Origin of the sequence: Paenibacillus donghaensis, assembly GCF_002192415.1 — a bacterium.
In the GTDB taxonomy this organism is placed as follows: Bacteria; Bacillota; Bacilli; order Paenibacillales; family Paenibacillaceae; genus Paenibacillus_AQ; species Paenibacillus_AQ donghaensis.
In genome coordinates this window covers 8,042,251-8,067,860 of the sequence record NZ_CP021780.1, presented here as the reverse complement: position 1 = coordinate 8,067,860, position 25,610 = coordinate 8,042,251, and the positions used below count along the sequence as shown (strand labels likewise).

The following is a 25,610-nucleotide window of genomic DNA, read 5'->3' as shown; positions in this document are numbered from 1 at the left end:
AACGGTCATGGCGTTATGGCGAATCTCGAAATCGTAAGCCTGCGGTTATACATGACCCAATGGCCGAAATGCTTAAGCATTTCGGCCATGTCGGCGATCATCCACTTTTGTAGTGTTTATATCCAGATGCCATTAGAAGTTCTTCTGATATTCCTTGTACTTCGCTGTAGCCCATGCTTCCAGCTTCGCCAGCCCAAGGCTTTCGGCCTTTTGCAGCAAGGCATCGTATTGCGCTTTTGCTTCTTCTTCGGAAGCCGCCATATAGATTTTCAGTTCCTCGGTTGTGACCATGTTCTCGATTTGAGCTTCAATCGTCTGCTCTTCTGTATCCGGTTCTGTAGTGACCAGACCCAGTGCCGGGTTGAACTCGAGCGCTTCCCTGGCAGCCAGACCCCACTGCGTCATTTCAGAATCCGGGCTGTAGCGCTGCAGTGCTTCGTTAACACCGCTGCTCCCGATCAGGCCCCACCAAACGGAGCCCATTTGCGTTTGAAGTTCAGTGTTGTTGAAATCATATTTCATAACCGGATACTTCTCTGCTTCGTTCCATTCCCAATCCTCGCCTTCAATACCGTACAGTCCGAGCTTTTGTCCTTCTTCACTGTACATGTATTGCAGGAATTTAATTGAAGCTTCCGGATTCTTGTTATTCTTCGTAATATACATACCTGCCCAGCCGGATCCGCCCATCGGAATACCCGCCTTGTCGCTAAGCAGCTTCGTCACTTGCTTCATTTTGAATGGCTTTCCAAGCTCCTCTAATTGAGGGTTCGTAGTATCGGCAGCACCGCCGCCATGGGCAAAAGCTTGACCGTTCAATACATATTGATCATCTTGCTGCGCATCCTTGAAGGTGAAGTTCTCACCAATCATGTACCCTTCGCGGTACAGACGGTTCATATACAGATAGTAATCCAAATAGTTCTCATCTTTCAGGTAATAACGCGCAGAGCCGTCGATGTCCACGAATCCTTTGCTCTTCTTCAGACCGAAATTGATGCGCAGATGTTGGCCGATTTGATCTTTATCCCAGACGAGCGGCACCATATCCGTGTACTTCTCTTTCACCGTGCCCAGAACCGAGATGAGATCCTCCAGGTTGTTCAACTCCGGGTTGCCAAGCTCCTCCATAATATCCTGACGCAGTGTCAAGCCATTGGCACCTGGAATCGCCTTCGGATTATCCTTCCATTCCTGTTCTGTGGAGAATGCATTGCGCACGGTATAGAAGTTGCCGTCAGCCATCGTGTTGACGCCAATACGTTCTTGACTGATTTCGAAATCAGGAGCATACTTCCCGATCAATTCGCCAAATGGATAGGAAACACCACTGTCAGCCATACGCGTCAGATCGGTAGCCGTATAGACCAGATCAGGCAAGTCGCCTGAAGCGATCAGAAGTGGAAGCTGCTTATCATCGGCAGCAACCTGGACGTTCAGCTTAACGCCGGTTTTCTTCGTAATTTCTTCCGTCACTTTGCCGCTCCAATTCTTCAACGGCCACCATGCCATATTGACGAATAAGTCAAGCTCTACGATTTCTTGTTCAGCACCTTCACCGCTGCCCTTACTGCTGTCATTGGTCGCCGTTGCGCTGTTTTCGTTTCCTGCGCCGGCAGCGTTCTTGCTGCCGTTATTACCGCCGGAGCAGGCTGTCAGCAACAGCATCATTGTAAGCGTTATCAACCATGCCGATTTAAACATCTTACTCATTAAATTTGCCTCCTTGTTTTTCTTTCTGTATGCAATCAAGCAGTCAAACTGCTCCTGCCTACCCCTTTACAGAGCCTATCATAATCCCTTGCACAAAGTACTTTTGCAGAAAAGGATACACGAGCAGGATCGGTATAACCGCGATAACCATAGCTGTAACCTGTATCGAAAAGGTGGTCACGCCAGTAACAGCTGCAGCCCGCTCCGCAGAAGCCATGTCGGTTGGAATCATGCCCTGATTGATAATCTCCATCATACGGTAGGTCAATGTCCTTAACGAATCCTTGTTGACGAAGTAAGCCGAGTCCACCCATGAGTTCCATTGGCCTACGCCTATAAACAATCCCATCGCCGCCATTAGCGGTTTGGAGACCGGCAGAATCATTTTGAAGAAAATGGTCAAATCCGAAGCCCCGTCTATTCGCGCCGATTCCTCCATCTCCGCCGGTATTTCGCGGAAGAAGGAGACCGCAATAATCAGGAAGAAGATGGTCACTGCTCCCGGAACAACATAGACCCAGAATGTATTGAGCAATCCTAAGCTGCGCAGCACGACATAGTAAGGGATAAGTCCGCCTGACGTGTACATGGCAACGATAAAAAATGAAAAGTAGGCCTTTTGAAACATCAGATTGCGGTACGCCAGACCATACGCCGTCAAACAGGTAAAGAAGATCGTGATAGACGCGCCGACAACAGTCCTCAGTACGGAGACACCAAAAGACTTAATCCACTTCGGATCGCTCAGAAACTTTTCGTAATTGTTAAGCGTAAATTCCCTAGGCCAAAAATAGATGCCGCCCAGCGAGCTGTCAAGCCCGTTATTGAACGAAATAATAATCAAATAGTAAAAGGGGTACATCGTAATCAGCGTAATGATTACTAGCAAACTAATGTTGACCGTATCAAATATGCGGTCTTCTACGGTTCTGCGATGCATAGAGGACTCCTTTCCGCTGTTAGAACAAGCCGTTTTTAGTGATTTTTTTGGAAATGTAGTTGCTTCCGAACACAAGAATAATAGCGATGATTGACTGAAGCAAATCGATTGCCGTCGCATAAGCGTATCGTCCCTGAGCCAAGCCCATCTTAAACGCATACGTCTGCAGAATCTCCGAGCGTTCGTTATTCATCGCATTCCCGAGCAAGTACGATTGCTCAAAGTTAGAGCCGACAAGGCCCCCGCCGAGCAGGCTTCCGATGGCCATAATAAGTACGACTACGATAGTCCCGCGGATGCCCGGCAATGTGATATGCCAGATCCGGCGCAGCCGGCCGGCTCCATCCATCTCGGCCGCATCATACAGCGCCGGACTGAGACCGCTGATCGCTGCGAGGAATATAATCGTCCACCAGCCCGCCTCTTTCCACATAGCCGTTGTAACAGCCAGTCCCCAGAAGTAATTCGGACTGGACAGGAACGGAAGCGAATTCTCGATAAGCCCCAGACCCTTTAATAAATCGTTTACAATTCCGGAGTTCGTCGACAAGAAGATCACGAGCAATCCGGAAACCACAATCCACGAAATGAAATGCGGAAAGTAGCTGACGGTCTGTGCAAAACGCTTAAAGAACTTACTGCGCACTTCGTTGAACATAATGGCCAATAAAATCGGCAACGGAAAAGTAAAGAACAGCTTCAAAAGACTGATTGCCAGCGTATTCGTTACAATGAGCTTGAAATTGTAAGCGCCGACAAATTCCTTGAAGTACTTAAGCCCTACCCAGTCACTGGTAAAGATTCCTTTGATGCCGCTTGAGATGGAATAATCCTTAAAGGCCATCAGAATGCCGAACATTGGCAAATAATTAAAGACAAGGATGAACAGCATTCCCGTTAAAACAAACAAGTGAGCATATTTCTGTTTTGCAATTTGGCGCCAGACCGATCGTTTTGCCGCCGGGAGCTGCTGCGTCCGCTGTGGTGCACTTATCTTCGTTAACTGATCCAAACTATCTTCACTCCCCCCTCTTCCCCCGACTCAAGCTGCCGTTTGGAGAATATGACTACATTGTATAGTCGATAGCAAGGCATGAATAGTGTTGAAAACTTAAAATGAAGCGATCATTTTTAAGATATTTGTAAGCGCCATCATTTTTGTTCATATTACATTTGAGAAGTGATTATTTCTAATTTGTTTGCTTAATATTCAGAATTAAAACGCTTTCAAATATATGGTATAGTTATAGTTCTCATATGATTGGTCAGAATACTTCGCGTTAAGCCAAGCTTACGATAAAGGGTTTGCAGGGCAGAATCTATTGGAGGTTGACCATGAAAAATCTGAAGATTGTTGAAGAGATGGGGGCGATCCCGGCTGACAATTCAGCCGGTAAGTGGCATGACCGCATCCTGACGCAGAGCAAGCTGGATTTTCTTCGGGCGTATATGGAAGCACACCGCAACCATTCGAAAATGGAGGTGATGACGGAGCTGGAAATGCTTTTTAAGCTTTATTTTGATATTCGCCTACAGTCACTTTATGTCTGGCAAATGTGAAGCTTCCGGATTCAGTCTCAAATAAGGTGTATTCTATTTCATCTTGCCGTCTGGTAATTCCTTTCGGCAATGCCACATTCTCAGCTTGCCCACAGATCGCTTTGGGGACGTATATGATCCCCTTAGCATGGGGTGGAATCGTTACGCTCAACGACGGTTCACCCTTCCCGCCCCTCTCCCAGCGCACTCTCGCATAACCCGGACGCAGCTGCTGCCAGGCTTCCGCCCACTCCATATCATCCGGCATATAAGGCTTGATTCTGATGCTGTAACGTTCCGTTTCCGTATCATAGCGGTAATCCATGCCCGCCAGACCCTGGTACAACCATTCCTCCAGATGTCCCAGCATGAAGTGGTTCTGCGACTTGCCGACCGTCGGTCCATCCCACGCTTCGGTAAGAGCCGTGGCTCCGTGCTCGATTTGATACCCGTAGCCCGGCTTATCCGTAATTTGCGACATCCGGTAGATGACATCCGATCTGCCGGCCCGGCTGAGTGCAAGTAGCAGATAACGATAGCCTACATCCCCGGCTGTCGTCTGATAGCCGCGTTCGGCAATTTGCCGCACCAGCTTCCCGATCAGCACACCATGATGCTCCTCCGGGGCGAGTCCGATGGCTATCGGCATGGCAAGCGCAGTATCGCTTCCCGTTGCGTAGCTGATGGCCTGTTCATCCCAGTACTTCTGCTGAAACGCCGCTTGAATGGATGCGGTCAATTGCTTATATTGCTGCGCATCCGCTTGCTCACTGAGCAATGCCGCTATCTTCTGCATCACAACGGACAGTCCATAATAGATCGCTGTTTCCGTGAAAGGAACAGGGGTATTCTGCGAGTGCCCAGGTCCTGCCGGACCGATGTCATACCAGTCGCCCAGCCCCTCGGTTATGATGTACCCGTCCGACTTCCGAGTCAGATAGGCCAGATATCGTTTCATGCCCTCATAGTGTTTCTGTATTAAATGGGGGTTGCCATATCGCTGCACCACTTCCCATGCGGCTAATATATAAGTCCCCCCCCAAGCCGTAGCGTCCCGGAATCTTCTCAGCGTATCATCGAATTGGACATACTCCGGCGCGGTTGTCGGCACCATACCGTCGGGTAATTGGGCATCGGAAATATCTTGCAGCACCTTCTTCAGCATCGCTTCCACATCATAGTTGAACATAATCGAAGGTCCCATCAAATGAACCTGCTCCAGCCAACCGAGCTTCTCCCGATGCGGGCAATCGGTGAATATGCTCTTGGTATTGCTAAGAATCGCCCAATTGATCGTTTCATGTATTTGATTAAGCAGCGGATCGGAGCACTCGAATCCGCCTGCGGTTTCCAAATCAGGATATAGCATCTGCCCTTCGATGTTATGCAGCACCGGCAAGGAGGCTTCTGCCTCAGCGCTGAACGCTTCAGGAACCGCCCCTTCAATCATCACATAGCGGAAGCCGGTATACGTAAACTTCGGACGCCATTCTTCAACACCTTTGCCGCTTAAGGTATAGCAGAACTCGCTCGGGGACCCTGTCCACTTCTGATTGACCAGCCCCTCTTCCGTCAACAGCTCGGCACAAGTCAATACCACCTTGGAGCCCGCAGCTCCGCTGACACTAATCCTCGGCCAACCCGAGAAATTCTGGCCCAGATCGGCCACATAGAATCCAGGCTTGGGATTTGTGATAGACTTGGGCCCGAATGTGCGCATCACCTTAACCGGCGGTGCCGATTGAGCCGTGAGTTTGCCGGAAGGCCCCTCAATCTCTACTGCCGGAACCCACGAAGCAGTATTCTCACCTTCCCTTCTTGCGTCGTACTCTTCACCTCCGTACATGCATGTAAAGAGCAGCGGACTATCGCAGGCTTGCCAGCTGCCGTCCGTACGGATTGTCTCGCACGCGCCAGTGGCATATTCGATGACAATATCGGCCAGGCACGTAGGCGTACCGTAAGAATCCTTAAATTTCGCATACTTGCCGCCCGGCACGTGGTAGAAGCCATTCCCCAGCTCAATTTCAACGGTATTCTCACCAGACCTCAGCTGCGGTGTAATATCATAAGTCGTATACAGAACCGTCCGGTCATAGTCCGTCCAGCCGGGATCAAGCTCATGATCGCCTACTTTCCCGCCGTTCAACCTCAATTCATAATGTCCAAGTCCGCTAATATACACCCTCGCTCGCGTTATCTCATGCCGGGCATCGAAGCGGCGCCGGAAGCGGGACGCTCCTTTCGATTCCTCTGTCGCGCTTGGATTTGCGATCCATTTGCCCTGCCAGTCCCGGCTGTCCAGCTGCCCCATTTCCCACCAGGCCGTCACGCTGTCATAATGCATGCCCTGTTCATCTTCAATGGTAACCTTCCAATAATACCGCTGCCTGGACTGCAGCGCAGCGCCGGCATAAGGAATGGCCGTATGATCGCCGCTGCCGACGAATCCGCTGTCCCATGCATCCGCCTCGCCCTTCAACAGCCCTGCATAGCTCGTGGCTACCTGAATCCGGTAGGCCTGCTGGTGAAATGCCGGCGGCAATTGCTCAAGGAACGACCAGCTCAGGCGGGGAGCCGTTTCATCAAGGCCGATCGGACAAGGCCTGCCTTCCGTCCGCAGCCTAGCGATTGCCAGCGGCAAGGACGTCGCAACAGCAATCGTGCGGAATTCGGGGAAAATATTGCATGTCGCATCACCTTCCATCGGACGCCTGCAGGCTGTATAGAAATGATACACAATCCCGTTATGCGTAATAACCGACGGCTTATGGGCAAAAACGGAATCGATCGCCTGCCCTTGGCCAATCGTAAGGATCGGTTCTTCATATTTGCGCCAGTCCAATAAATTATCCGACAGCGCGAGCCCTTCCTGAGCCGTTTTATAGTTAAAGCCAAAATAAAACATCGCCCAGTGCGATCCGTCCCGCAGCACGCAAGGATCGCTCGCGAAGCCGCTGTCCCAAGCGTCCGGCGTCACTTGAAGAACCGGATTATGCTCATGGCGCGTCCATTGTACAAGATCCTTCGAAACCGCCAGGCCCGTCTGCTCGATCCAACGGCCTTCATCTTTATCCTTCGCATTGTAGAACAGATAGAATGTGCCTTCATGCTCCACCAGACACTCCTTATATAGCCCGCCTGTCTCCCATTCCCCGCCATCCTCAGGCACTAATATGGGCTTCTCCAGACGATTCCAGCTCATCAGGCTTTCGTCTTCTGTCCAGGCAAGCCCGATCTTGGCTGATCCCGCTTCATATCCATCACCCGGGTAGGAATGATAGACTAGCCAGTATTTGCCGTTCCATTTCTTCAAATGGCCTGGACCATGCATATCATTGTCACGCAAAAGCCATGTGCCTGCAATGTTGCGCGAATCCCAGGCGCTGCCCTCCTCGTCTCTAGTCAATATCGTCGACAGATGCTGCCAATTCAGCAGATCGTCGCTTTCAGCCAATGCCGTCTGATAGCCCGTTCCATCAAAACCGACATACATCATGTAAAAATGGTCATTGTGCCTGAACACGAACGGGCAATCTACCGCGTGGCTGTCAAATGCTCCTTCCACACCTGATCCGACAAGCACAGGCTTCTTCCATTTGTACGGTGTCAAATAAGCGGAGATATCCATTATGCATTACCTGCCTCTTCCAGTATTCATTGTTTTATGTTCACAAAGTTCAGTTTCTCCGCGCAATCGGCATCGATAGCCGGATCGCGTCTGTCCGCTGCTTATCGCCTGAGAACGGCTTCAGCCGAACTGTAAATTCCGTAAGCTCCGGGGCAAGCAGATAAGCGGGCAAGGTCGGGGCAAAACCGCAGCTATGATTGCCAAGACCCGTTTGTCTTAAGTCGGCACAGATTTCCACTTCGCCCGAATGAATCAGGTCCGTATGATGCTTGGCTTCGCTCAGTGCCTGGGTCCCATACCGGCTTGCGCCAACTTGCCCGAGCGGCATCCCCGCTCCCGCAATAAGCAGTCCAACGCCGTTGTCATCCGTAACAGCAGCCCAGCGTACGTCAGCCTTGCTTCCACTCTCCTGCGGCTTGATATAAGGCACGAATTGTTCATCGACCGTCCCTTCGTATACACCCAGCTTCCCGCTGGCTTTGCGGTCGGCGTAACATTCGTGCGGCCCCCGGCCGAACCAGGAGAAGCGGTCGAACCGGTTGGGCATCGTGAACCGGATACCGACTCTGGGAAGAGGCGGCAAGCCTTCCTTCAAGGGTGTTAGCCGGTTCTCCAGCATCACTTCCCCGCTGCCGTAAATCGTATAGAGCTGCTCCACCCGGAATAGCGGCCGGGTACCTTTAACGCCGAGCACAGAATCCGTCTTGATCTGAACGGCTGAGTCGTCCTGCAGCGTCCATGACTCGACACTGCGAACATAGGCGTCCAGCTCAGGATAGCCCGCATCACGCCACTGCTGCGCCAGATGGACGTCGTTGTCGACCGGCGCCCGCCACAGATTGAGGCGGGGTCCCTGTGTGAGCAATGATACGCCTTCATAATCCCAGCCGGTAATTTCGCCGCTCAGCTTGTCGAACGTCAAGGTGAAGCCGTCTCCGTCTACGGTAATCATTCGATCATTCTCCGCCCTAGCCACTCCGGCAGGCGCCTCCGTATCGGCGTCAGACTCCGAACAAGCTGAATTACCCAGCGGTACGTCCGCCCATGCCACCTCGTGGCCAGCCTGCGCCCAAGCCGTATGATCGCGCAGAACGAAGCTGACATGCAGCCAATATTCGCCGCCCCCCTCCGCCGGGCGCGTGCGATAAGGAATCGTGACGAGTTCCTCGCCTCCTGCCGGAATAGGCAGCGGTGCAAGCTCCCCTTCCTCCAGCATCTTGCCGTCGCGATACACACGAAAGTGGACGGCAAGATGCGCAAGCGAAAGCATATCGTAGCGGTTGCCTATCTGCAGAACACCCTTCTCCGGCTGCACCGGATGGACGGTGACTGGTTCAATCGCCTTCTTGAATTCGAGTAAGGCAGGCTTGGGACTGCGGTCGGGGAACAGCAACCCGTCGATACAGAAGTGGCCGCTGTGAGGCTCATCGCCGAAATCGCCGCCGTAAGTGTATTGGAGGCTGCCATCGCTTGCCCGGCGGCGGATCGATAGATCCGTCCACTCCCAAATCAACCCGCCGCACAACCGGGGGTAACGGTAGACGGTGTCCCAATATTCCTGCTGATTGCCGAGTGCGTTGCCCATCGCATGCCCGAATTCCACCATCAGATAAGGCCGCTTCTCCGCCTTCTCCCCTTCGGCAATCAGCATGTCTACCGAAGGGTACATGGAGCTGATGATGTCGACAACCGGTGCATCCTTGGCCCGTTCGTAATGAATCGGACGTGTCGGGTCTGTCGCTCTCGTCCATGCAGCCATGGCATCGTGATTGTCCCCATAGCCCGACTCATTCCCGAGGGACCAGACAATAACGGAAGGGTGGTTCTTATCCCGCTCTACCACGCGGATCATCCGGTCTAAGAATGCCTCCCTCCACTCGGGATCCTCAGCCAACCGGCTCTCGTAGGCAGTCTTCTCGTCGGGATTGTTGATCCAGCGGCTGATCTCCCCGAGAAATACGCAGCCGTGCGTCTCCAAATCCGCTTCATCAATAACGTACAGCCCGTATTGATCGCACAGCTCCAGCCAGCGCTCTTCGTTCGGATAATGAGAGCAACGGACGGTATTAATGTTATGCTGCTTCATCAATGTAATGTCACGGACCATCGCCTCCAGCGTTGTCACATGACCGAGATCAGGATCGAATTCATTACGGTTCACTCCGCGAAGGATGACCCGTCTGCCGTTAACGAGTATCTGGCCGTCCTTCACCTCCACTTCCCGGAAGCCGACCGTATAGCGATGCACCTCTGTTGCCTTCCCCTCCGCATCGGTCAACGTCAGCAGGAGCGTATAGAGAGCAGGCTGCTCAGCCGACCACAGCTCAGGATCACTGACCGGAAGCTCGGCATGGACGACAGCTTCCGCACCGGGATCAGGCGCAGCGGCGGCAAGCTCCAGGCTGGCAAGCTGCTCATGCGCCGGTCCCAGCAGCTCAGCATGAATGCCGCAAGCCTCTCCCCATCGGTCGGAACGATTGCTTAAGGTGACGGCAAGCTCCAGCAAGCCTTCCCGGTAGGACTCGCCCAGCCGGGTCCGGATACGGACGTCGACCATATGCACGTTGGGGACGGATAGCAGATACACGTCCCGGAATATCCCGCTCAGCCGCCATTTGTCCTGATCCTCCAGATAACTGCCGGTCGACCATTGATAGACGCGGACCGCCAGCTTGTTCTCCCCAGAGCGGATATAGGCCGTAATATCGAACTCCATCCGGTTATGGCTGCCTTGACCGAAACCGACTTCCTCTCCGTTCACCCACAAATGAAAAGCAGCATCCACACCGTCGAACGCGAGAATGACAGATCTGTCGATCCAGCTGCCCTGGATGGTAAACGTCCGGACATAGCAGCCCGTCGGATTCATCTTCGGAATGAACGGCGGGTCAACCGGGAACGGATACTTGCTGCTGCTGTACAAGGGCACACCGTAGCCGTGCAGCTGCCAATTTGACGGAACCGGGAGCGTATCCCACAACTCGCAGGAGTACATTGGTTCATAGAAGCGCTCCGGGGCATCGGACGGATTCTCCGAGTAATAAAATTTCCAGTCTCCATTCAAACATTGATAATAAGGGGAGACCATGCGGTCGTTCCCCAAAGCCGCCTGTGCATCCGCAAACGGGATAGCAGCGGCCCTGGGACGCTCTGTGTTCAACTGCAACACGCTCAAATTCTCATAATCGGGCAAACTGGCAATGCTTTGCCTTGGACTCTCCATACCCTTTCTCCTCCTTGCTTGACAAGACTCATTCATTTCGCGCATAAATGTGGACCGCCGCCTGCTGCTACCAGACGAATTCGTTGTCCAATCGGCGGTAATCACCCTCGCGCATCGGTGACTGATCGAACACCTTGCGTCCGCTGTACAGCGGCTTCTTCGTACCTTTGGGCGATATGCCCACAACATCGTCGCCGCGCCATTCTGTCTCGAACGTCTGGCCAACCGCATTCTCCAGTGTCTTGCGGAAGCTCAAAGGGAACGTCACTGTGATTCTTTCTCCAGCTACGGCCGGACCCAGCGTGAGGAAGTGACGGTTGACCCAACAGCTCGCCTCGTTGCCCTTGCCCTCCGTCACAGTCCCTTCCCGTTCGCGGATGTACCCGATCTTGGTAAATCCGGCCCACTCTGGAATCCGGACCAGGAGACGCGCAATATCTGAACGCACATCGAGTACAACTTTGCCTTCATGGGGCAGATAGCTGCTGACGTCGAGCCACTTCGAGCCGCGGTTCAGCAGGAAATTGACGCTGACGGTACCGTTCTTCTCCGTAATCGTGTTGCTCCATCCCATGAATAAGCCGCGCGTACCCGAGCCCAGGCAGCAAATTTGCAGGTCACTCGTATGTCCCCGCCCTTCGTTGACATCGCATACGAAATCATTCGGTGCGGAATAGCCTGCGAATGATCCGCGGGTACGCTCCGCCACCTTGTAGAAAGATTTGTCCGCCGGAATATCATGCGACTTATCGTCCGTCTGCTCCACCCAGTCGAGATCGAGAAGCTGGGATTCAACCAGATGGTTGCGCAGGAACCGCTCGACGATACCCCAATATTCGACATATCCGCTCTTCGCCAGCGTTATGCCGCAAGCGATCAAGTCGACCAGCGAGCATGTCTCATGCTCGTAGGCCTGCTCGTGCAGATCGCCCGGTGTCCAGCCGAACGCCGTGCATTGGGTTAGCGCCCAATCGTAACACTTCTTCACCCAAGCGATCATCGCCGCATTGCCCGAATGCATGCCGAAGCGCGCAATCGCATCCAGCGTCCCAAGCCTGGTATGAAAGTGGCCACTGCGATAGGCCAGCGAATCGTTGAAGCTGCCGTCCTTGTTGAAGACGCCGCTCCGTTCCACAATCAGCGCGGTGAAGAACTGACATAGCTCGTAAGCGTCCTCATTTCCCGTTAACTCGTAGTATTTCAGCAGCGGCATGACCAGCCTGCCGCAGAAGGCAGCCGGATCCGGCGCCAGTCTCAGCTGCATGCCGTTCACCGAAGGCCAGCCCGTCTCCTTGTATTCAGAGGCCGGATAATACCAGACGTCCCGTTCCTTGACGGCGATCCGCTTCAGGGCGGCCACATGCCGGTCCGCAGCTTCCTTCACCTTCGGATCGCCCGACTCCATGTACCAGCTCGTCAGCGACAGAATAACGGCACGTTGGTCGATCAGGTTGGCGTTTGGCTCCCAATTGTGGGTCGAATTCATTTGCCGGTAGCTCATGCCGTCCTCCTTGAAGAACGACAGCAGGTTCTCGCGGTACCGCTCTTCTACCTCCTTGCCGAACATCTCGCCGGACATATGCCTTGCCAGAATCAAGCCGTCCACCATTCTTCCATGAGAGGAGCCGTAATCCCAGTCGCCATGAACCATATAGGCGGGTTTATGCATCAAGTCCGCGCTGAAGAATGGAATGTAGCCATGGTCATGGTCAGCCATGCCGATCATCGCGTTGATCGCATGGGCCGCCCGCTCCTCCAGCATTAACGTATCCGGTATAAGGTTTCTGTGTTGTTGTTCCACCCTTGTCACACTCCTTTAGTTAGCAATAATTCCTTCATCCTCAAAGGCATGTCATCGACGATCATCCGATTCAGCTTTCGTCATCCCTACTGTAAGCTTCAAGGTAAATGTCGTTCCTTCTCCTTCGCGGCTTTCAATAAGCAGATGCGTCTGTCCGCCGTAGAACGTGCGAATACGTTCGCTGACATTGTATAAGCCATAGCCGGAATTCTCATTCTGCAGAGCCTGTCGATCCAGTTCGTTGTCAAGCACGCCTTGAATCAAGCCCAGGTGTTCCTCCGAAATGCCGGGTCCATTGTCGGTGATCACGATCAAGAGTTCCGTGCATTCCCGTTTGACAACGATATCGATCTCCCCACACTTGCGGCTGCGCCCGATGCCGTGCTGGATGCAGTTCTCCACGAGTGGCTGCAGAATGAACCGCGGACAGCGAATATCGTCAATATTCGTCAAGATCTGGATGGAGAAGTGCAGCCGATCCAACATGCGCAGCTTATGCATATCCAAATAATTCCTGACATTATCGATTTCGTGCTGCAGTTTTGTCTCGTTATCTCCAGAATTCAGCGTGTACCGAAGCAACCGGCCAAACGTGTACGTAGCGTTGACCACTTCCTGATCGTTATTGATCTCTGCCAGCATACGGATCGATTCAAGCGTATTGTAAAGAAAATGAGGCTTGATCTGTGCTTGCAGCACAAGATAGTCCGCCTCCTTCTTCATGAGCTCGGCTTTATGCACGGTATTTAACAGTTCGTCAATGCGGTGGACAAGCGAATTGTAGGATCGGGTCAGAAAGTCAATTTCATCGTTGGACTTTCCAACCTCGTAATAAGTCAGCTTGCTTTCGTCCACCTGCCGCATGTGTTTTGCCAAACCAAGAATCCGCCGAACGAGCGAGGACGCCGCCGCGTAATAGATCCCCGTCAGCACAACTAGGGACGCCAGCAGGATAAGTGCGAGAATCAACACCTTGATCCGGATGTCAACGAATACTTCGTCCATCTGGCTGAAGAAGTAGAACGTCGTGGACAGCTCAGGGATCGACAACGAGTTCACGAGTGTCCTCTCTTTTCGCAAATAGGCATAGCCTTGATCGCTGCCTTCGGCCATGGCCAGCAAGCCAGCCGTCTGTTCATCGTCCAGCTCGATCCCTTCGCTGTGGTACAGCGTTTCGCCGCCTTGTACCATCAGTACTTGCATATTCTGATTGACATCAACCGATTTGAGGAAATTTCGCAGAAACGAATCATCTGTAATAATCTCCAGCACAGCCAGTGGTTTCGTATAGCTGTTATTATAAATACGCTGGTAGTAGCTCAACTTGGGAAGCACAGCGGTTTCCGCTCCACTGCGCCGCAGCCAGACGCCTTCATCTACTTTAACCTCGTTCAGCAGAGCTAATGGTTCCTCATCCATTTGGTCCAGGTCCTCAAGCTCGCCGTCGACCGAGTAGACCTCAGGCAAAGTTTTGTACAGTTTAATAGATGAAATCTCGTTCTTGCGCGATTGTGCATAAATAAACAGCGGACGAATATCTTTGAGATAGTTGTATACATGTTGCAGCTCTAAATGATAATTGCCGCTAAGATAATCAATCATCTGCTGATTGTTCAGGAACAGAGCATGAATCGATTCCACCTGCTTCAGATTCGACCGGAACCCTTCACCCGCTTGAATGACCAGCTTCTGCTTCCCTTCCGAATACTCTGACATGACATCCATGTAGAACTGATTGTACAAATAACCGCCGAACACAATAATAGGCAAAAGCACGAGCAGCAAGTAGCCAAGCGCCATTTTCTGTACGATCCTCAAATTCTTCATTGCAACGGCCTTCCTTCGCATCAGGAAGCCTGTTGTGAAGCGCTTCCATTCTAGTTGCAACTATTATACGAGTGATCTTCAGCAGCAGACAATATACTTTTCACCAGAGTACTTACTACGATTCCAAATATCGGATGGGAACCATCAAACGACAGCATGCCCGATAGAACGCATAACTCTTTGCCCCAGCCAAGCCCCGCTCCTCCTTTTCTTCCTTTGCTGAGCTGCCGTCAGGAGAATCTATTTTTATTGTATAGACGTGCGCTTGGGATGAATAGTGATGAAAACTTAAAAACCAGCGATCATTCTTAAGAAGTATGTAAGCGCAATCAAAAAGTTCGGGGGTACCCGCAGCGATGGATGCAAAATAAAGACGCTGCAGGGAGCGATTCCCCGAGCGTCTTTTGCGTTCTTTTAGACTATTCCATTTCATCAACCTTAACTATCATTTCTGTTAGTTTATTGGGTCGACCGGCTGCTCCCACACAGCCAATTCTGTTACAAGACTTAGGAAATAGGCGACTCCATTCTCCAATACGGCTTCATCCATTCGAAATTTAGGGTGATGAAGCGGATAAACGGCGTCCAATGCTTCATTTCTTACGCCCACGAACACCATTGTCGCAGGCACGATCGCCGAGATAAAAGCAAAATCTTCACCTGTCAACGATGGCTGGACAGTCGTGATGCGGTCTTTGCCAAGGTGATTCTCGATGGCGTTCGCCGCAATACGAGTCGTCTGATAATTATTGAACAACGCCTGGGATGGCGGCTCCTCTGGCGGCAACCCATCGGTTTCGAACCGGATGTGGAAATCTGCTCCATAAAGGGCAGTCACATACTTTAAGGTTTGAACCAGATGGGCCTTGACCTCCTGCAACAAATTCACATCCAGCGTTCGCAATGTCCCGCCAAATTTCGCCTGTTGGGAGATCACATTATTGTTCCGTCCAGCGTTGAAATAGGTGACTGACATAAGCTTGGGATGAAGCGGATCCGTCTTGCGTTCCAACAGTTGTTTCGCTGCTGTAATCGCCTGGATGGCTATGTTGATCGGATCATTGGCTTCCTCCGGCTTGGCCGCGTGTCCGCCGCTGCCCAAGATTTCCACATCAAACGCTTCCCCGGCCGCCATCAGCGCGCCGTAACCTACACCATATTGGCCTGTAGGAATGGAAGGCGAGACATGGATGGCATAGGCTTGATCGACACTCTGCAGAATACCTGTACGGATCAGTTCCCTTGCGCCACCGCCCACCTCTTCTGCGGCTTGGAATACGAAGAGGATTGTACCTTTGATCTGCTCGGCATGTTCACCCAGAATCTTCACCACGCCGAGCAAGATCGCAGTATGCGCGTCATGCCCGCAGGCATGCATAATGCCTTCATTAACCGATTTGAAAGCCAGGTCATTGTCCTCCTGAATCGGAAGGGCATCAATATCTGCCCTCAGCAAGAGGGTCAGCCCTTCACTTGCGCCATCCAGACGGACAATAACACTTGTCGGTGTTGGCCGGGTAACCGCCACAGGCAGGTTCATCTTTTCAATTTGTTCCACAATATACTGGGCGGTATCAAACTCCGCGAACGATAATTCCGGGTGCTGATGCAGATGGCGCCGCCACTGAATCAACAGATCTGTATGCTTCTTAATTTTCTTTGTAACATGCCACTCACTCATATACTGAGCCTCCTGCCCTGTTGCCGCGTGCCTGCAGATATTTGATTACTCGCATTACTCTTGATAGTCCCAAGCAGGAAGCAAGCCGCCCTTATATTCGTCCAGCATCGCCTTGGCCACATTGTCTTGCCGGTAAGCATTCACGATGTTCTGATAGGTTTCATTATCTTTGTCTTCCGATCTTGCTACAAAGATGTTGATATACGGTTTGATAGTCTCATCATTAGCATCCACTGGAATCGAATAGATCGCATCCGTAATTGGGCTTAGTCCATTATCAATCGCAATCCCGCTGTTGGTAATGCCGGCAGCAAGGTCAGGCAGCAAGGAAGGAATCAGCGCAGGGTCCACTTCAAGAATTTCCAGATTGAATTTATTCGTTGTAATATCCTGTACGGTTGGCATGTAGCCTTTGCTGGCATCCACTTCAATCAAGCCGGCACGCTCCAGCACTTTAAGCGCTCGGCCTGCATTGGTTGCATTGTTTGGAATAGCAATCTTGTCCCCGTCTTTGATCTGGTCCACATCCGTGATTTTTTTGGAATATACGCTAAGCGGCGCTACCAATGCTTCACCAATTACGGCAAAATCATATCCCTTGTCCGCTACCTCTTGTTCGAGAAAAGCATAGTGTTGGAACAGTGTGAAGTCTAGTTCTTTATCCGCTAATGCCTGATTAGCAATAATGCCATCCGTAAATGTGACAAACGAAAGCTCAACTTCTACACCTTCAGCCGCCAGGTTCTCCTTCACAGCGTCCCAAATGACTTTATGCGGTTCTCCTACAACCCCGATTTTTACAACCGAAGCTTCACCGTCAGTCTTGCCGCCGCATCCTGTCAAGAGTACTGCAAACACCAATAATACGCTCACCCATAGTCTGACCTTCATGTTCATTTCTCTCCCTCACATGGTTTTAATAGTATGTAGTCTTTCGCAAAAAACTTTTCCCCAGCAATTCAATGATGCTTACGATGATTAGCAAGGCAATAACCGAAACATAGGTCGCATCCATCTGATTGCGCTGATAACCGTACATAATCGCAAAGTTTCCAATGCCACCGCCGCCCACTACCCCGACGATTGCCGACAGCCCAATCAAGTTCACACTGGTTATGGTTGTGGCCCGCACAATGGCTGGAATGCTCTCTTTCAAATAAACATGAATGATTAATTCATTCGCACTCATGCCCATCGCTTTCCCTGATTCCACTAATCCAGGATCGATCCCGCTCAGAGCAGATTCAATTTGACGGGAGAAGAAGGGGGTGATGCCAACCACCAGCGGAAAAATCGCGCCTGTCGTGCCAATCGCCGTTCCTACCACTAGTCGGGTTAACGGAATAAGCGCGGCAATCATAATGATAAAAGGAATGGAACGCAGTATATTAATGACCTTATCCAATAGGTTATAGACCACTTTGTTTGCGAGAATGCCATTGGGTTTGCAGACCAGCAGGACAATGCCAAAAAACAAACCAAGCACAAACGAAATGAAACCTGCGATAGCAAACATTTGCAAAGTCTGAAGAACGGCCCCATAAAAAACATCGGATACTTTAGAGACATTCGGCAGCAATTGGTTGATGACTTGATCGAGCATCCCTGATCACCTCCACGACAACATTTTTCTCATGCAAATAAGTCAAGGTTTGATCAATGCCGGCTTGTTCGCCGCTTAGAACCGCCACAAGCCCACCGAGCAGCATATCGTTCACAATCTCAATATCACTGGCAATAATGTTAACATTCACATAGAATCTTCTGGAAACCTCTGAAATCAACGCCTCCGAGACCGTTGTGTTGGTATAGGTTAATTTCAGGATGATCTGCCCTTCCTCCAGCTGTACCAATGGCGAGTTCATACGAATCAACTCATCCACCTTGCTCAGATTGGACGTGGTTTCCAGGAAGGTCTTGGTTAACGGCTCTCTTGGATTGGAGAAGACAGAAAAAACATCGCCCTGCTCCAGAATCACCCCTTGGTCAATGATCGCCACTTTGTTACAGATTTCCTTCACGACCCCCATCTCATGGGTAATTATAACGATCGTAATTCCCAGTTTTCGGTTCAGGTCTTTTAGAAACTGCAAGATGGACTTGGTTGTCTGCGGATCAAGCGCACTGGTCGCTTCATCACACAACAATACCTTGGGATGATTGGCCAGAGCACGGGCAATCGCTACGCGCTGCTTCTGCCCGCCACTCAGCTGCGACGGATAAGCGTCACGCTTGTCCCGAATGTTCACCAGTTCAAGCAATTCCATGATGCGCTGCTCTTTATGCTGCTTGCTTAATCCACTGTTTCGAAGCGCCAGCGCGATGTTGCCGTGAACAGTGCGGGAAGGCATCAGATTAAATTGTTGAAAAATCATGCCAACCTGCCTGCGGAACTGCCGCAACTCTTTTCCCGTCAGATTGCTGACGATCTGCTTATCGACGGTCACTTCGCCGCTCGTCAGGCTCTCAATCCCGTTAATACATCGGATCAAGGTCGATTTGCCAGCACCACTGTAGCCAATAATGCCGAATATATCGCCCTTCTCCACCTCAAGGTTTACGTCCTTCAACACTTCAATAGCATGTGTGTCTTTATAGAAGCTTTTCGTTACCTGCTTCATTTGGATAAAGCTATCTTCTGACATTTCACTGTTCCCCCAAACCTGTGCCTGTCCATCATGCAATATGTCGCATTATTAATACCTAGTTTGTTGATAGGAATTATAAGTTTGAATATAGCACCGTAGATAGAGCCTGTCAATAACCGTTTTCACGAAGATAACCCCAATGGAATATCCCTCTCTAAACATCGTTAGAACAAATGCTGCTGAAATTCATGCCGGGGGGAAGAAAGTCGTCAAGCCTACCAACAACCTAATAACGGAGCGGGTTTAGATGTTTCCCGGCAATTCTATATATCTGACCAAAAGAAAAACCGCCCTATCATTAGGCGGTCAATGCTGAACTGTCGTTCTCCGGTAGTTTAATATTTAATTTACTTCAGCTACTATTTCAAAATCTTTAATTTTTGCGTCTGGTCTTAGCACTAGTTCTGGATCAAAGGTGGCTAATGGATCACCATTTTCGACTTTACGAACCCGGATACCGATGGTGAAGTTTTCACCTGACGCTTGACGAACTGCAGTAATAACTTCCACTAATAAACGCACACGATTTTGTTATAAATTTCAAAAACTTCGTTAAGATGATGATCTTCAATCTTCTTCAATCCGAAATCATCTGACTTCAAGATAGGAAACTGCTCAAAAACTGCTTCAAGGAGGAGCTTGGGGATGATTCATTATTTCATCGCAGGTCATCCAATGTACGGCTTCAACCTCATTGGGACTCTTGTTATATGCTGTACCACTATCATATTTACATAGGAAGACCATACTCTACTCCATTGCTGTCCAAATATCCAAGGCAAGGGAGCGAATGGCCTCATTCTTATGATTTCGATAGGACTTTAGACGGTTAGCACAATCCGCACTCCACATTACAGCCGTTCCGGCAGCCTCAAGCAAAGCAACTGAAAGGTACAGCGGTTCGAAGTCCTCCTCAGACCCGAGAGCGTCTACCACTTCCAATATCGTTTCGGGATTCCAGAACCCCTTGCTGCCCTCTAAATTCTGGGCAAGTTGTTCATAGGTTTCCTTCAGCAGATAAGGCTGTTTGGTCAGACCATTCACCACACGTGTTAGATGGGCGACGGCTTCCTCTGCATTATTCCAATCGATGGCTGTGATGCTGAATTTAATTACAACATGTGTAAAGGTCTCATGGGGCGCAAGACAATCCATAATCCCCAAATACAGAGGGGCCAGGATCAGCCGTGTGTGCTTGGGTAAGGATATCAGTTGGTCTGTCAATCTCAGAAGCCGTTGCCGGTGCGGCATATCCCTCTGGGCAGCGGCATTCCATTCCTCCCTGGGCGGAGCGTCCGCCAACCGCTTGTAAACCTCTATCATCTGTTCATTGGCCTTGCCGTCACGGCAAGCCTCAATCAGTGCAACCATTGCAGCCCACCATCTGCTGCTGTCTTCCAGATCAACGACAGCCGTTGCAGCGGCCGCCGCAATGACCTCTTCATTACCGCCCGTCCAACGGATCATTGCATAGAATGCAGCCGCTGCCACGGCCGCATCGGCATGGCCTGCTATCCGGATAATGAATTCCAGATACCGGGAGCGGGCATGAACCGGAAGCTCACCAGGAGGCTGGGACAGCAGGCTTTCGGCAATATTGCGCTCCGGGGAAGAAGCCATTGCACTTAGGATCGCCCAGCCGCGTTCATCATCCAGCCATTGCCTCGCTGCATGCCCTATGGCAATCATGACATCCTTGTGTGCACCCGGCTTCTCATACTCATTCAAGAGCAGCAGCAGGCTGCCGCTGCTTCGATAGGCGCCAAGCAACCGGACAGCCTCTTTTCTGACCGTAATTTTCAGCTTATCCTGACTTAGAAGTTCTTTCAGCAAGGAGGCTAATAGTACCGGACTCACTCTGCGCACGCATTTGGGAATCGCATACATCGCTACACGGGCCTGATCTCCATCCAGATTATCCAGAAGAATGGGAAGCGCCCTCTCAGGTTCCTCCGACAAGGACAGCGCATACAGCACAGCTTCTGCTACAGGCACTTCCTGATCCTCCAGCAGCTCCAGCAGCTTATCCGGGAACAGTTCAGGCATTCTTGCCATAATCTTGATCACATTTGCACGTTCAGAATAACTGCGTTTTGTATCCAAGGCTACTCTTTCCAACAGAGCGGCCAACGATTTCTGCTGACGCGGCAGCCACCGGTGAAACCCGTCCGTTGCGGGGACCAGATAAATGGTTTTGCCCGTCAGAAACTTCCCTTTAATTGCAGCGCCAGATATAAATGGGTCCAGCCATTCCTGGCGTTGTCCATGCAGATGCAGAAAGACTTCGTTTACAGTGATAAAGGATTTATCCCTATTCAATAATGCTTTGACTCTCTCATCACGCGTACGGTGAGGGGCAAGCCATTGTCTAGCCGCTTGTACAGCTGCAGCTTTCGCTTTAGTCGCTTCCTCCAATAACTGCTGAAGCTTGGGCAGAGCATACCCTCTTTTTCCGAACGAATCAGCTAACCGGATCACCAGGTTGTAATTTTCTCTTTTGTTTGCTTCCGAAGCCAGGGCATACAGCTCATCGAATAGAATCTGTTCCGCACCTTTAGGCAAATTTGCAGCTTGCAATGACGGCAGGGTAAACTGACCATCCCGCTCCACCAGCCTTCGCATGGTTCTTAACGAGAACTGAAACAGCTCGCTGCGGGGCTGCAAGGCCTGATGTCGTATAATGGCCAGGGCTAGTTTTTCCGTGGCAGCGGTTGTGGTATAGGATGAATCTCTGGCTTCAACAACGCTGTCCACAAGCACAGTCAGTTCCTCAATATGCCCATTCGTAAACATAGACGGCGGACTGCTTGAGAGCTCGGTCATCACGGCGCCACGCACCGCATCCTGATCATTTTTGATTCGAATCAGAACCTGCAGCGTCTCCTCCATTCCGCGTCTCGACAGTGCCGTACTCTTAACCAAATAGGCAAATGCCGCAGCACGTTCATCAGCATTGGACACCCTTGATGCTTGCTCCAGCATTTCTCTGGAATAAGCAATGCTCCGGCGAGCCATAGTCCGCAGCAGGCTGTCCCGATCATCCCGGATCTCCCGAAGACCCAGCATACGGGCGGCTTCCTGGTCCTGCAGCTCATGCGGCAATACATCCAGTAAATGCTTTGGGAAAATACGTGTGTGTCGTTTATCTTCTTCATATACCGCCTCAAAAATCATCTTACGCTTGGAAGGTGCCACGCTATGAAGCAATCTCGCTATATGCATGGGAGTATCTGCGAGCAATGTCGCCAGCTCCATCCATTGATCCATGGACAGCCTGTTTCTTCTTTTGAGAAGAACTTTAGGCACACCATGTCGAATCAGATCACTTAGCGCCTCTTCGCGTGTCAGCAGTTTGAACACGGCATCGGGATGGTTCCGAACCAATGGCCCCAGTTGTTTTTTTAACACAGGATGGATGATATCTACCGGGCCAACCTTCAGGGCACATTCCAGAATCAAAGCCGGCTTAGAAAAGCTTAAGCTCTCCATGGCAGACGAGAATCTCCACCAAACCTGTGTTTTGTCCCGAAGAGGCGCGTTCTTTAACGTGGTCTGGAAATACGCCGCTACCAGGTCAGGATGACGTTTGGACAAGGTCTTCCAGTTCTGCACGGCATAACCCAGATCGGCAAGCCACTTGCGAACCGTCTCCTCACCGCAGGCTGACAGCACAAGGGCTGCCTCCTGCGCTCCCCAGCGTTCATACACCAACGGCAATAGACGCTCCGCCCAATCTTGACGACAGGTGTTTACAATACTACTGAGCAATTTGCGGCGGCATTCGTATGACATGGTTATAATTTCACGTTCTATATCCGTGTCCCTGTCCGCAACCACTGTAGCCATAAGACCTGCCGCCCTGCACCGGACGCCTGCTTTAGGATGCTTCAGGGCAAGCAGAACGATATTGGCATTGTTCGTTGCCCTTGCACCGGTTAAAGCCAGATGCGCCTCATAGGCGCCCTCCTCCAGCAAGGATAACAACAAATTGGAATAGAACTCATCCCCTACATGCCGTCGGCCGAGAAGGGCTATTCTATTCATTCTGTCCGAATATCCCAGCGAATCAAGCTCTTTCAGCAGAGTAGATTTATCCATCCGGTCTTTATTGAAAACCATAAGCTTCCCTCTTTCCGCCTGTTATTTCCATCATTTCTTTGGGTGTTCCTGTGAATACAATCTCGCCGCCTCTTGCCCCTCCCTCGGGTCCAAGATCAATGATCCAATCACTGTTTCTGATCACCTGCTGATTGTGTTCTACTACTACTACAGAATTGCCTGCGTCTACTATCCGATTCAGAAGGACAAGAAAATGTTCAATATCTTGCGGATGCAATCCAGTTGTTGGTTCGTCCATCAAGTACAGATTTTTGGTGCCTCTACTGCTGCCGATCAATTCTTTTGCAAGCTTCAACCGCTGTCCTTCGCCGCCCGACAACGTGGTTAGGGTCTGCCCAAGTTCTAAATACCCTAGCCCGACATCTTGAAGCAGTTGCAAGATTCGAATGAGCTTGGAATGGTCTGCAAAGAAATCAACGGCTTCTACTACGGAAAGATGGAGGACATCCTTTATGGAGAGGCCTTTATATTTCACAGCTAATACTGTGTTATTAAACTGCTTGCCATTACAGACGGGACATACAACCCTCGTATTGGAAAAGAATAGCATATTGCTGTCGATATATCCTAGTCCCTCGCAATTCTCACATCTGCCTCCGGGGGTATTGAACGAGAAATGTTTGACTGTTAGACCTTCCTGCTTGGCAGCATCCGTCTTGGCATAAACCGTTCTAATTTCTGAATACACCTCTGAATAGGTTGCTACATTGGAACGTTTCATTTTAGTAATTGGCGACTGTTCAATTTGGATGATGTTATCAAACTGTTCAAGGCCGGATACACAATTTTTGTTCCGATTCTGTTCATTTTGGGCGAGCACCTCAAATATTAAAGTCGATTTACCGGAACCGGAAGGCCCGGTTACCGCAGTTAGGCAGCCGACAGGAATAGCAACACTGATATTTTTTAAATTAAACTTGTCCGCTGCTTTAATATAGACTGCGCCGGCAGCTTTTCTGAAGTTAGTTTTGCCAGGCTGAGGACTACGAAGATAATTTCCCGTAACAGAGTTTTCCTGACTCATGATTTCTTCAAGTCCCCCGGTTGCAACCACTTCGCCCCCCTCTTTCCCAGAGCCGGGGCCTATGTCCACTATATAGTCAGAGGCGGCCATAACATCTGTGTCGTGTTCAATAACTAGCACCGAGTTTCCCAAGTCACGCAATTTCCGAAGTATAGTGATCAGCCCTGCGGTATCTTTGGGATGAAGTCCTGCCGTAGGCTCGTCCAGAATGTAAATTACGCCAGACAATTCTGAGTCGAGGATGGCTGCGAGTCTTAGCCTCTGCATTTCTCCCCCGGATAAAGTGACAATCTGCCGGTCAACCGAGAGGTAGCCCAATCCCACATTGACAATGCGTGTGAGCTTGGTCTGTATGTCAAGCAGATAAGCCTGTACCAGCTCCGATTGCTGTTCGGTTAGCGAAGCAGCCAGGTCTTTGACCCACTGACACAGCTCCTCCAATGACAATAGTGATAGCTGCGGCAGCCTCTTCCCATTCACCGTAATGCTTCGGCTGACTTCAGCAAGCCTTTCTCCCTTGCAGTCCGGGCATTCCACAATGTCAAAAAATCCTTCCAACTTCTTGGCGTTTCCGTCTTTCTCAGATAATCGCCGCCACACTATCGGGAGAACACCCTCAAACTTTCCTGATGCGGTGGTTCTCGGCGGTTTGTGATTGGGAAAGTGGCTCCTCACTGCATCCGTTTCAATGCCCTCATACAGCATTGCTTTCTGCATATCGCTAAACTGCTCCACAGGAATATTGGCCGGAACGGGAACGCCATAATGCTTACATGCGGCATACAGTATCGAAGTTTGATAGGTTCCGTATTGTCCTTCCCAATAGCTTACTGCCCCACCTTCCAATGACAGCTTTTCGTTAACAACCCGCTCTTTGTGGATAGAATGGAATCTGCCTAAACCGTCACAAGCCGGACAGGCTCCCTCCCTGGTATTGAAGGAAAAATGTGTACGTGTGACCTTATCCATCCTCTTGGCGCAGTTGCAGCAATACATATAGACATAAAACTGATTATCGATCTTTGCCGTTTCCTCTTTGCAATCCGCAGCTGAAATCATTTCTCCGCAATGCGGGCAGCTCCTTCGGCCCAGCTTCTCATAGACCATTCGCAGGTCTGTATAGATATCTGTCATTGTCCCTACGGTTGAGCGGGGATTGCTGTTTGCGTCATTCTGAGTAATCGCGATAGCCGGGGAAGCCCCCCGGATGCGTTCTACTTTGGGTTTATGAATACCCTGCATAGTAATCGCTTCCAGGTATTGTCTTTGGCACTCATTGAATAGGACATCCAGGAGCAAGGTCGATTTCCCTGAACCGGAGAGTCCGGTGAATACAACCAATTTGTTCTTGGGTATTTCCAGTGAAACGTCCTTCAAGTTGCCCTCATGCGCTCTGATGATCTCGATAATTGACATCCCCTACCTCCTGTGCTGACTTGTTACTTAAATTATATAACATTAACG

15 protein-coding genes are annotated in these 25,610 nt (G+C 50.7%); 1 reads left to right on the top strand and 14 read right to left on the bottom strand.

Features of this window, described 5'->3' with window-relative positions:
• Positions 1–132 precede the first annotated feature (132 nt).
• Genes B9T62_RS36565 through B9T62_RS36555 form a run of 3 tightly spaced genes read right to left on the bottom strand, consistent with a single transcriptional unit; the run spans position 133 to position 3,665 of the window.
• Positions 133–1,713: an extracellular solute-binding protein gene (locus B9T62_RS36565; RefSeq protein ID WP_087919742.1), complete on the bottom strand. Its 1,581-nt coding sequence runs from the start codon at positions 1,711–1,713 to the stop codon at positions 133–135.
• Positions 1,714–1,771: 58 nt separating this feature from the next.
• Positions 1,772–2,653 (bottom strand): carbohydrate ABC transporter permease, encoded by an 882-nt coding sequence (locus tag B9T62_RS36560; RefSeq protein WP_087919741.1) that lies wholly within the window; start codon positions 2,651–2,653, stop codon positions 1,772–1,774.
• A gap of 19 nt (positions 2,654–2,672) precedes the next feature.
• Entirely contained in the window at positions 2,673–3,665 is a 993-nt protein-coding gene (locus B9T62_RS36555) for an ABC transporter permease (RefSeq protein ID WP_245864245.1), read from the bottom strand.
• A 323-nt stretch (positions 3,666–3,988) separates the two neighbouring features.
• Here B9T62_RS36555 and B9T62_RS36550 point away from each other — a divergent pair, with 323 nt between their 5' ends.
• Positions 3,989–4,213, top strand: a complete 225-nt coding sequence (locus B9T62_RS36550) for a hypothetical protein (protein ID WP_087919740.1) — start codon at positions 3,989–3,991, stop codon at positions 4,211–4,213.
• On the opposite strand, the gene B9T62_RS36545 is transcribed toward B9T62_RS36550, so the two are convergent.
• The 11 genes from B9T62_RS36545 to B9T62_RS36495 form a co-directional block, all read right to left on the bottom strand.
• A complete protein-coding gene (locus B9T62_RS36545; protein ID WP_087919739.1) occupies positions 4,161–7,823 on the bottom strand; it encodes a family 78 glycoside hydrolase catalytic domain in 3,663 nt (1,220 codons plus the stop codon). The genes B9T62_RS36550 and B9T62_RS36545 overlap by 53 nt on opposite strands.
• 49 nt (positions 7,824–7,872) lie before the next feature.
• Positions 7,873–11,046, bottom strand: coding sequence for a glycoside hydrolase family 2 TIM barrel-domain containing protein (locus B9T62_RS36540; RefSeq protein ID WP_087919738.1), 3,174 nt, complete (start codon positions 11,044–11,046; stop codon positions 7,873–7,875).
• A 67-nt stretch (positions 11,047–11,113) separates the two neighbouring features.
• Positions 11,114–12,847, bottom strand: coding sequence for a glycoside hydrolase family 127 protein (locus B9T62_RS36535; protein ID WP_245864243.1), 1,734 nt, complete (start codon positions 12,845–12,847; stop codon positions 11,114–11,116).
• 51 nt (positions 12,848–12,898) lie between these two features.
• Positions 12,899–14,674: a sensor histidine kinase gene (locus B9T62_RS36530; protein WP_169834494.1), complete on the bottom strand. Its 1,776-nt coding sequence runs from the start codon at positions 14,672–14,674 to the stop codon at positions 12,899–12,901.
• A gap of 454 nt (positions 14,675–15,128) precedes the next feature.
• Positions 15,129–16,355 (bottom strand): M20 metallopeptidase family protein, encoded by a 1,227-nt coding sequence (locus tag B9T62_RS36525; RefSeq protein WP_087919736.1) that lies wholly within the window; start codon positions 16,353–16,355, stop codon positions 15,129–15,131.
• Positions 16,356–16,409: 54 nt separating this feature from the next.
• Complete coding sequence (locus B9T62_RS36520) at positions 16,410–17,246, bottom strand: MetQ/NlpA family ABC transporter substrate-binding protein (RefSeq protein WP_087919735.1); 837 nt, start codon at positions 17,244–17,246, stop codon at positions 16,410–16,412.
• Between the two features lie 25 nt (positions 17,247–17,271).
• Positions 17,272–17,958 (bottom strand): methionine ABC transporter permease, encoded by a 687-nt coding sequence (locus tag B9T62_RS36515; protein WP_087919734.1) that lies wholly within the window; start codon positions 17,956–17,958, stop codon positions 17,272–17,274.
• A complete protein-coding gene (locus B9T62_RS36510) occupies positions 17,915–19,000 on the bottom strand; it encodes a methionine ABC transporter ATP-binding protein (protein WP_087919733.1) in 1,086 nt (361 codons plus the stop codon). The genes B9T62_RS36515 and B9T62_RS36510 overlap by 44 nt, the downstream gene beginning before the upstream one ends.
• 345 nt (positions 19,001–19,345) lie before the next feature.
• Complete coding sequence (locus B9T62_RS39790; protein ID WP_157794153.1) at positions 19,346–19,513, bottom strand: hypothetical protein; 168 nt, start codon at positions 19,511–19,513, stop codon at positions 19,346–19,348.
• A 240-nt stretch (positions 19,514–19,753) separates the two neighbouring features.
• Positions 19,754–23,122, bottom strand: coding sequence for a hypothetical protein (locus B9T62_RS36500; RefSeq protein WP_087919732.1), 3,369 nt, complete (start codon positions 23,120–23,122; stop codon positions 19,754–19,756).
• On the bottom strand, positions 23,109–25,562 hold the full coding sequence (locus tag B9T62_RS36495) for an ATP-binding cassette domain-containing protein (protein ID WP_087919731.1): 2,454 nt from the start codon (positions 25,560–25,562) through the stop codon (positions 23,109–23,111). Before B9T62_RS36495 ends, B9T62_RS36500 begins: the two co-directional genes overlap by 14 nt.
• Between the last annotated feature and the right edge of the window lie 48 nt (positions 25,563–25,610).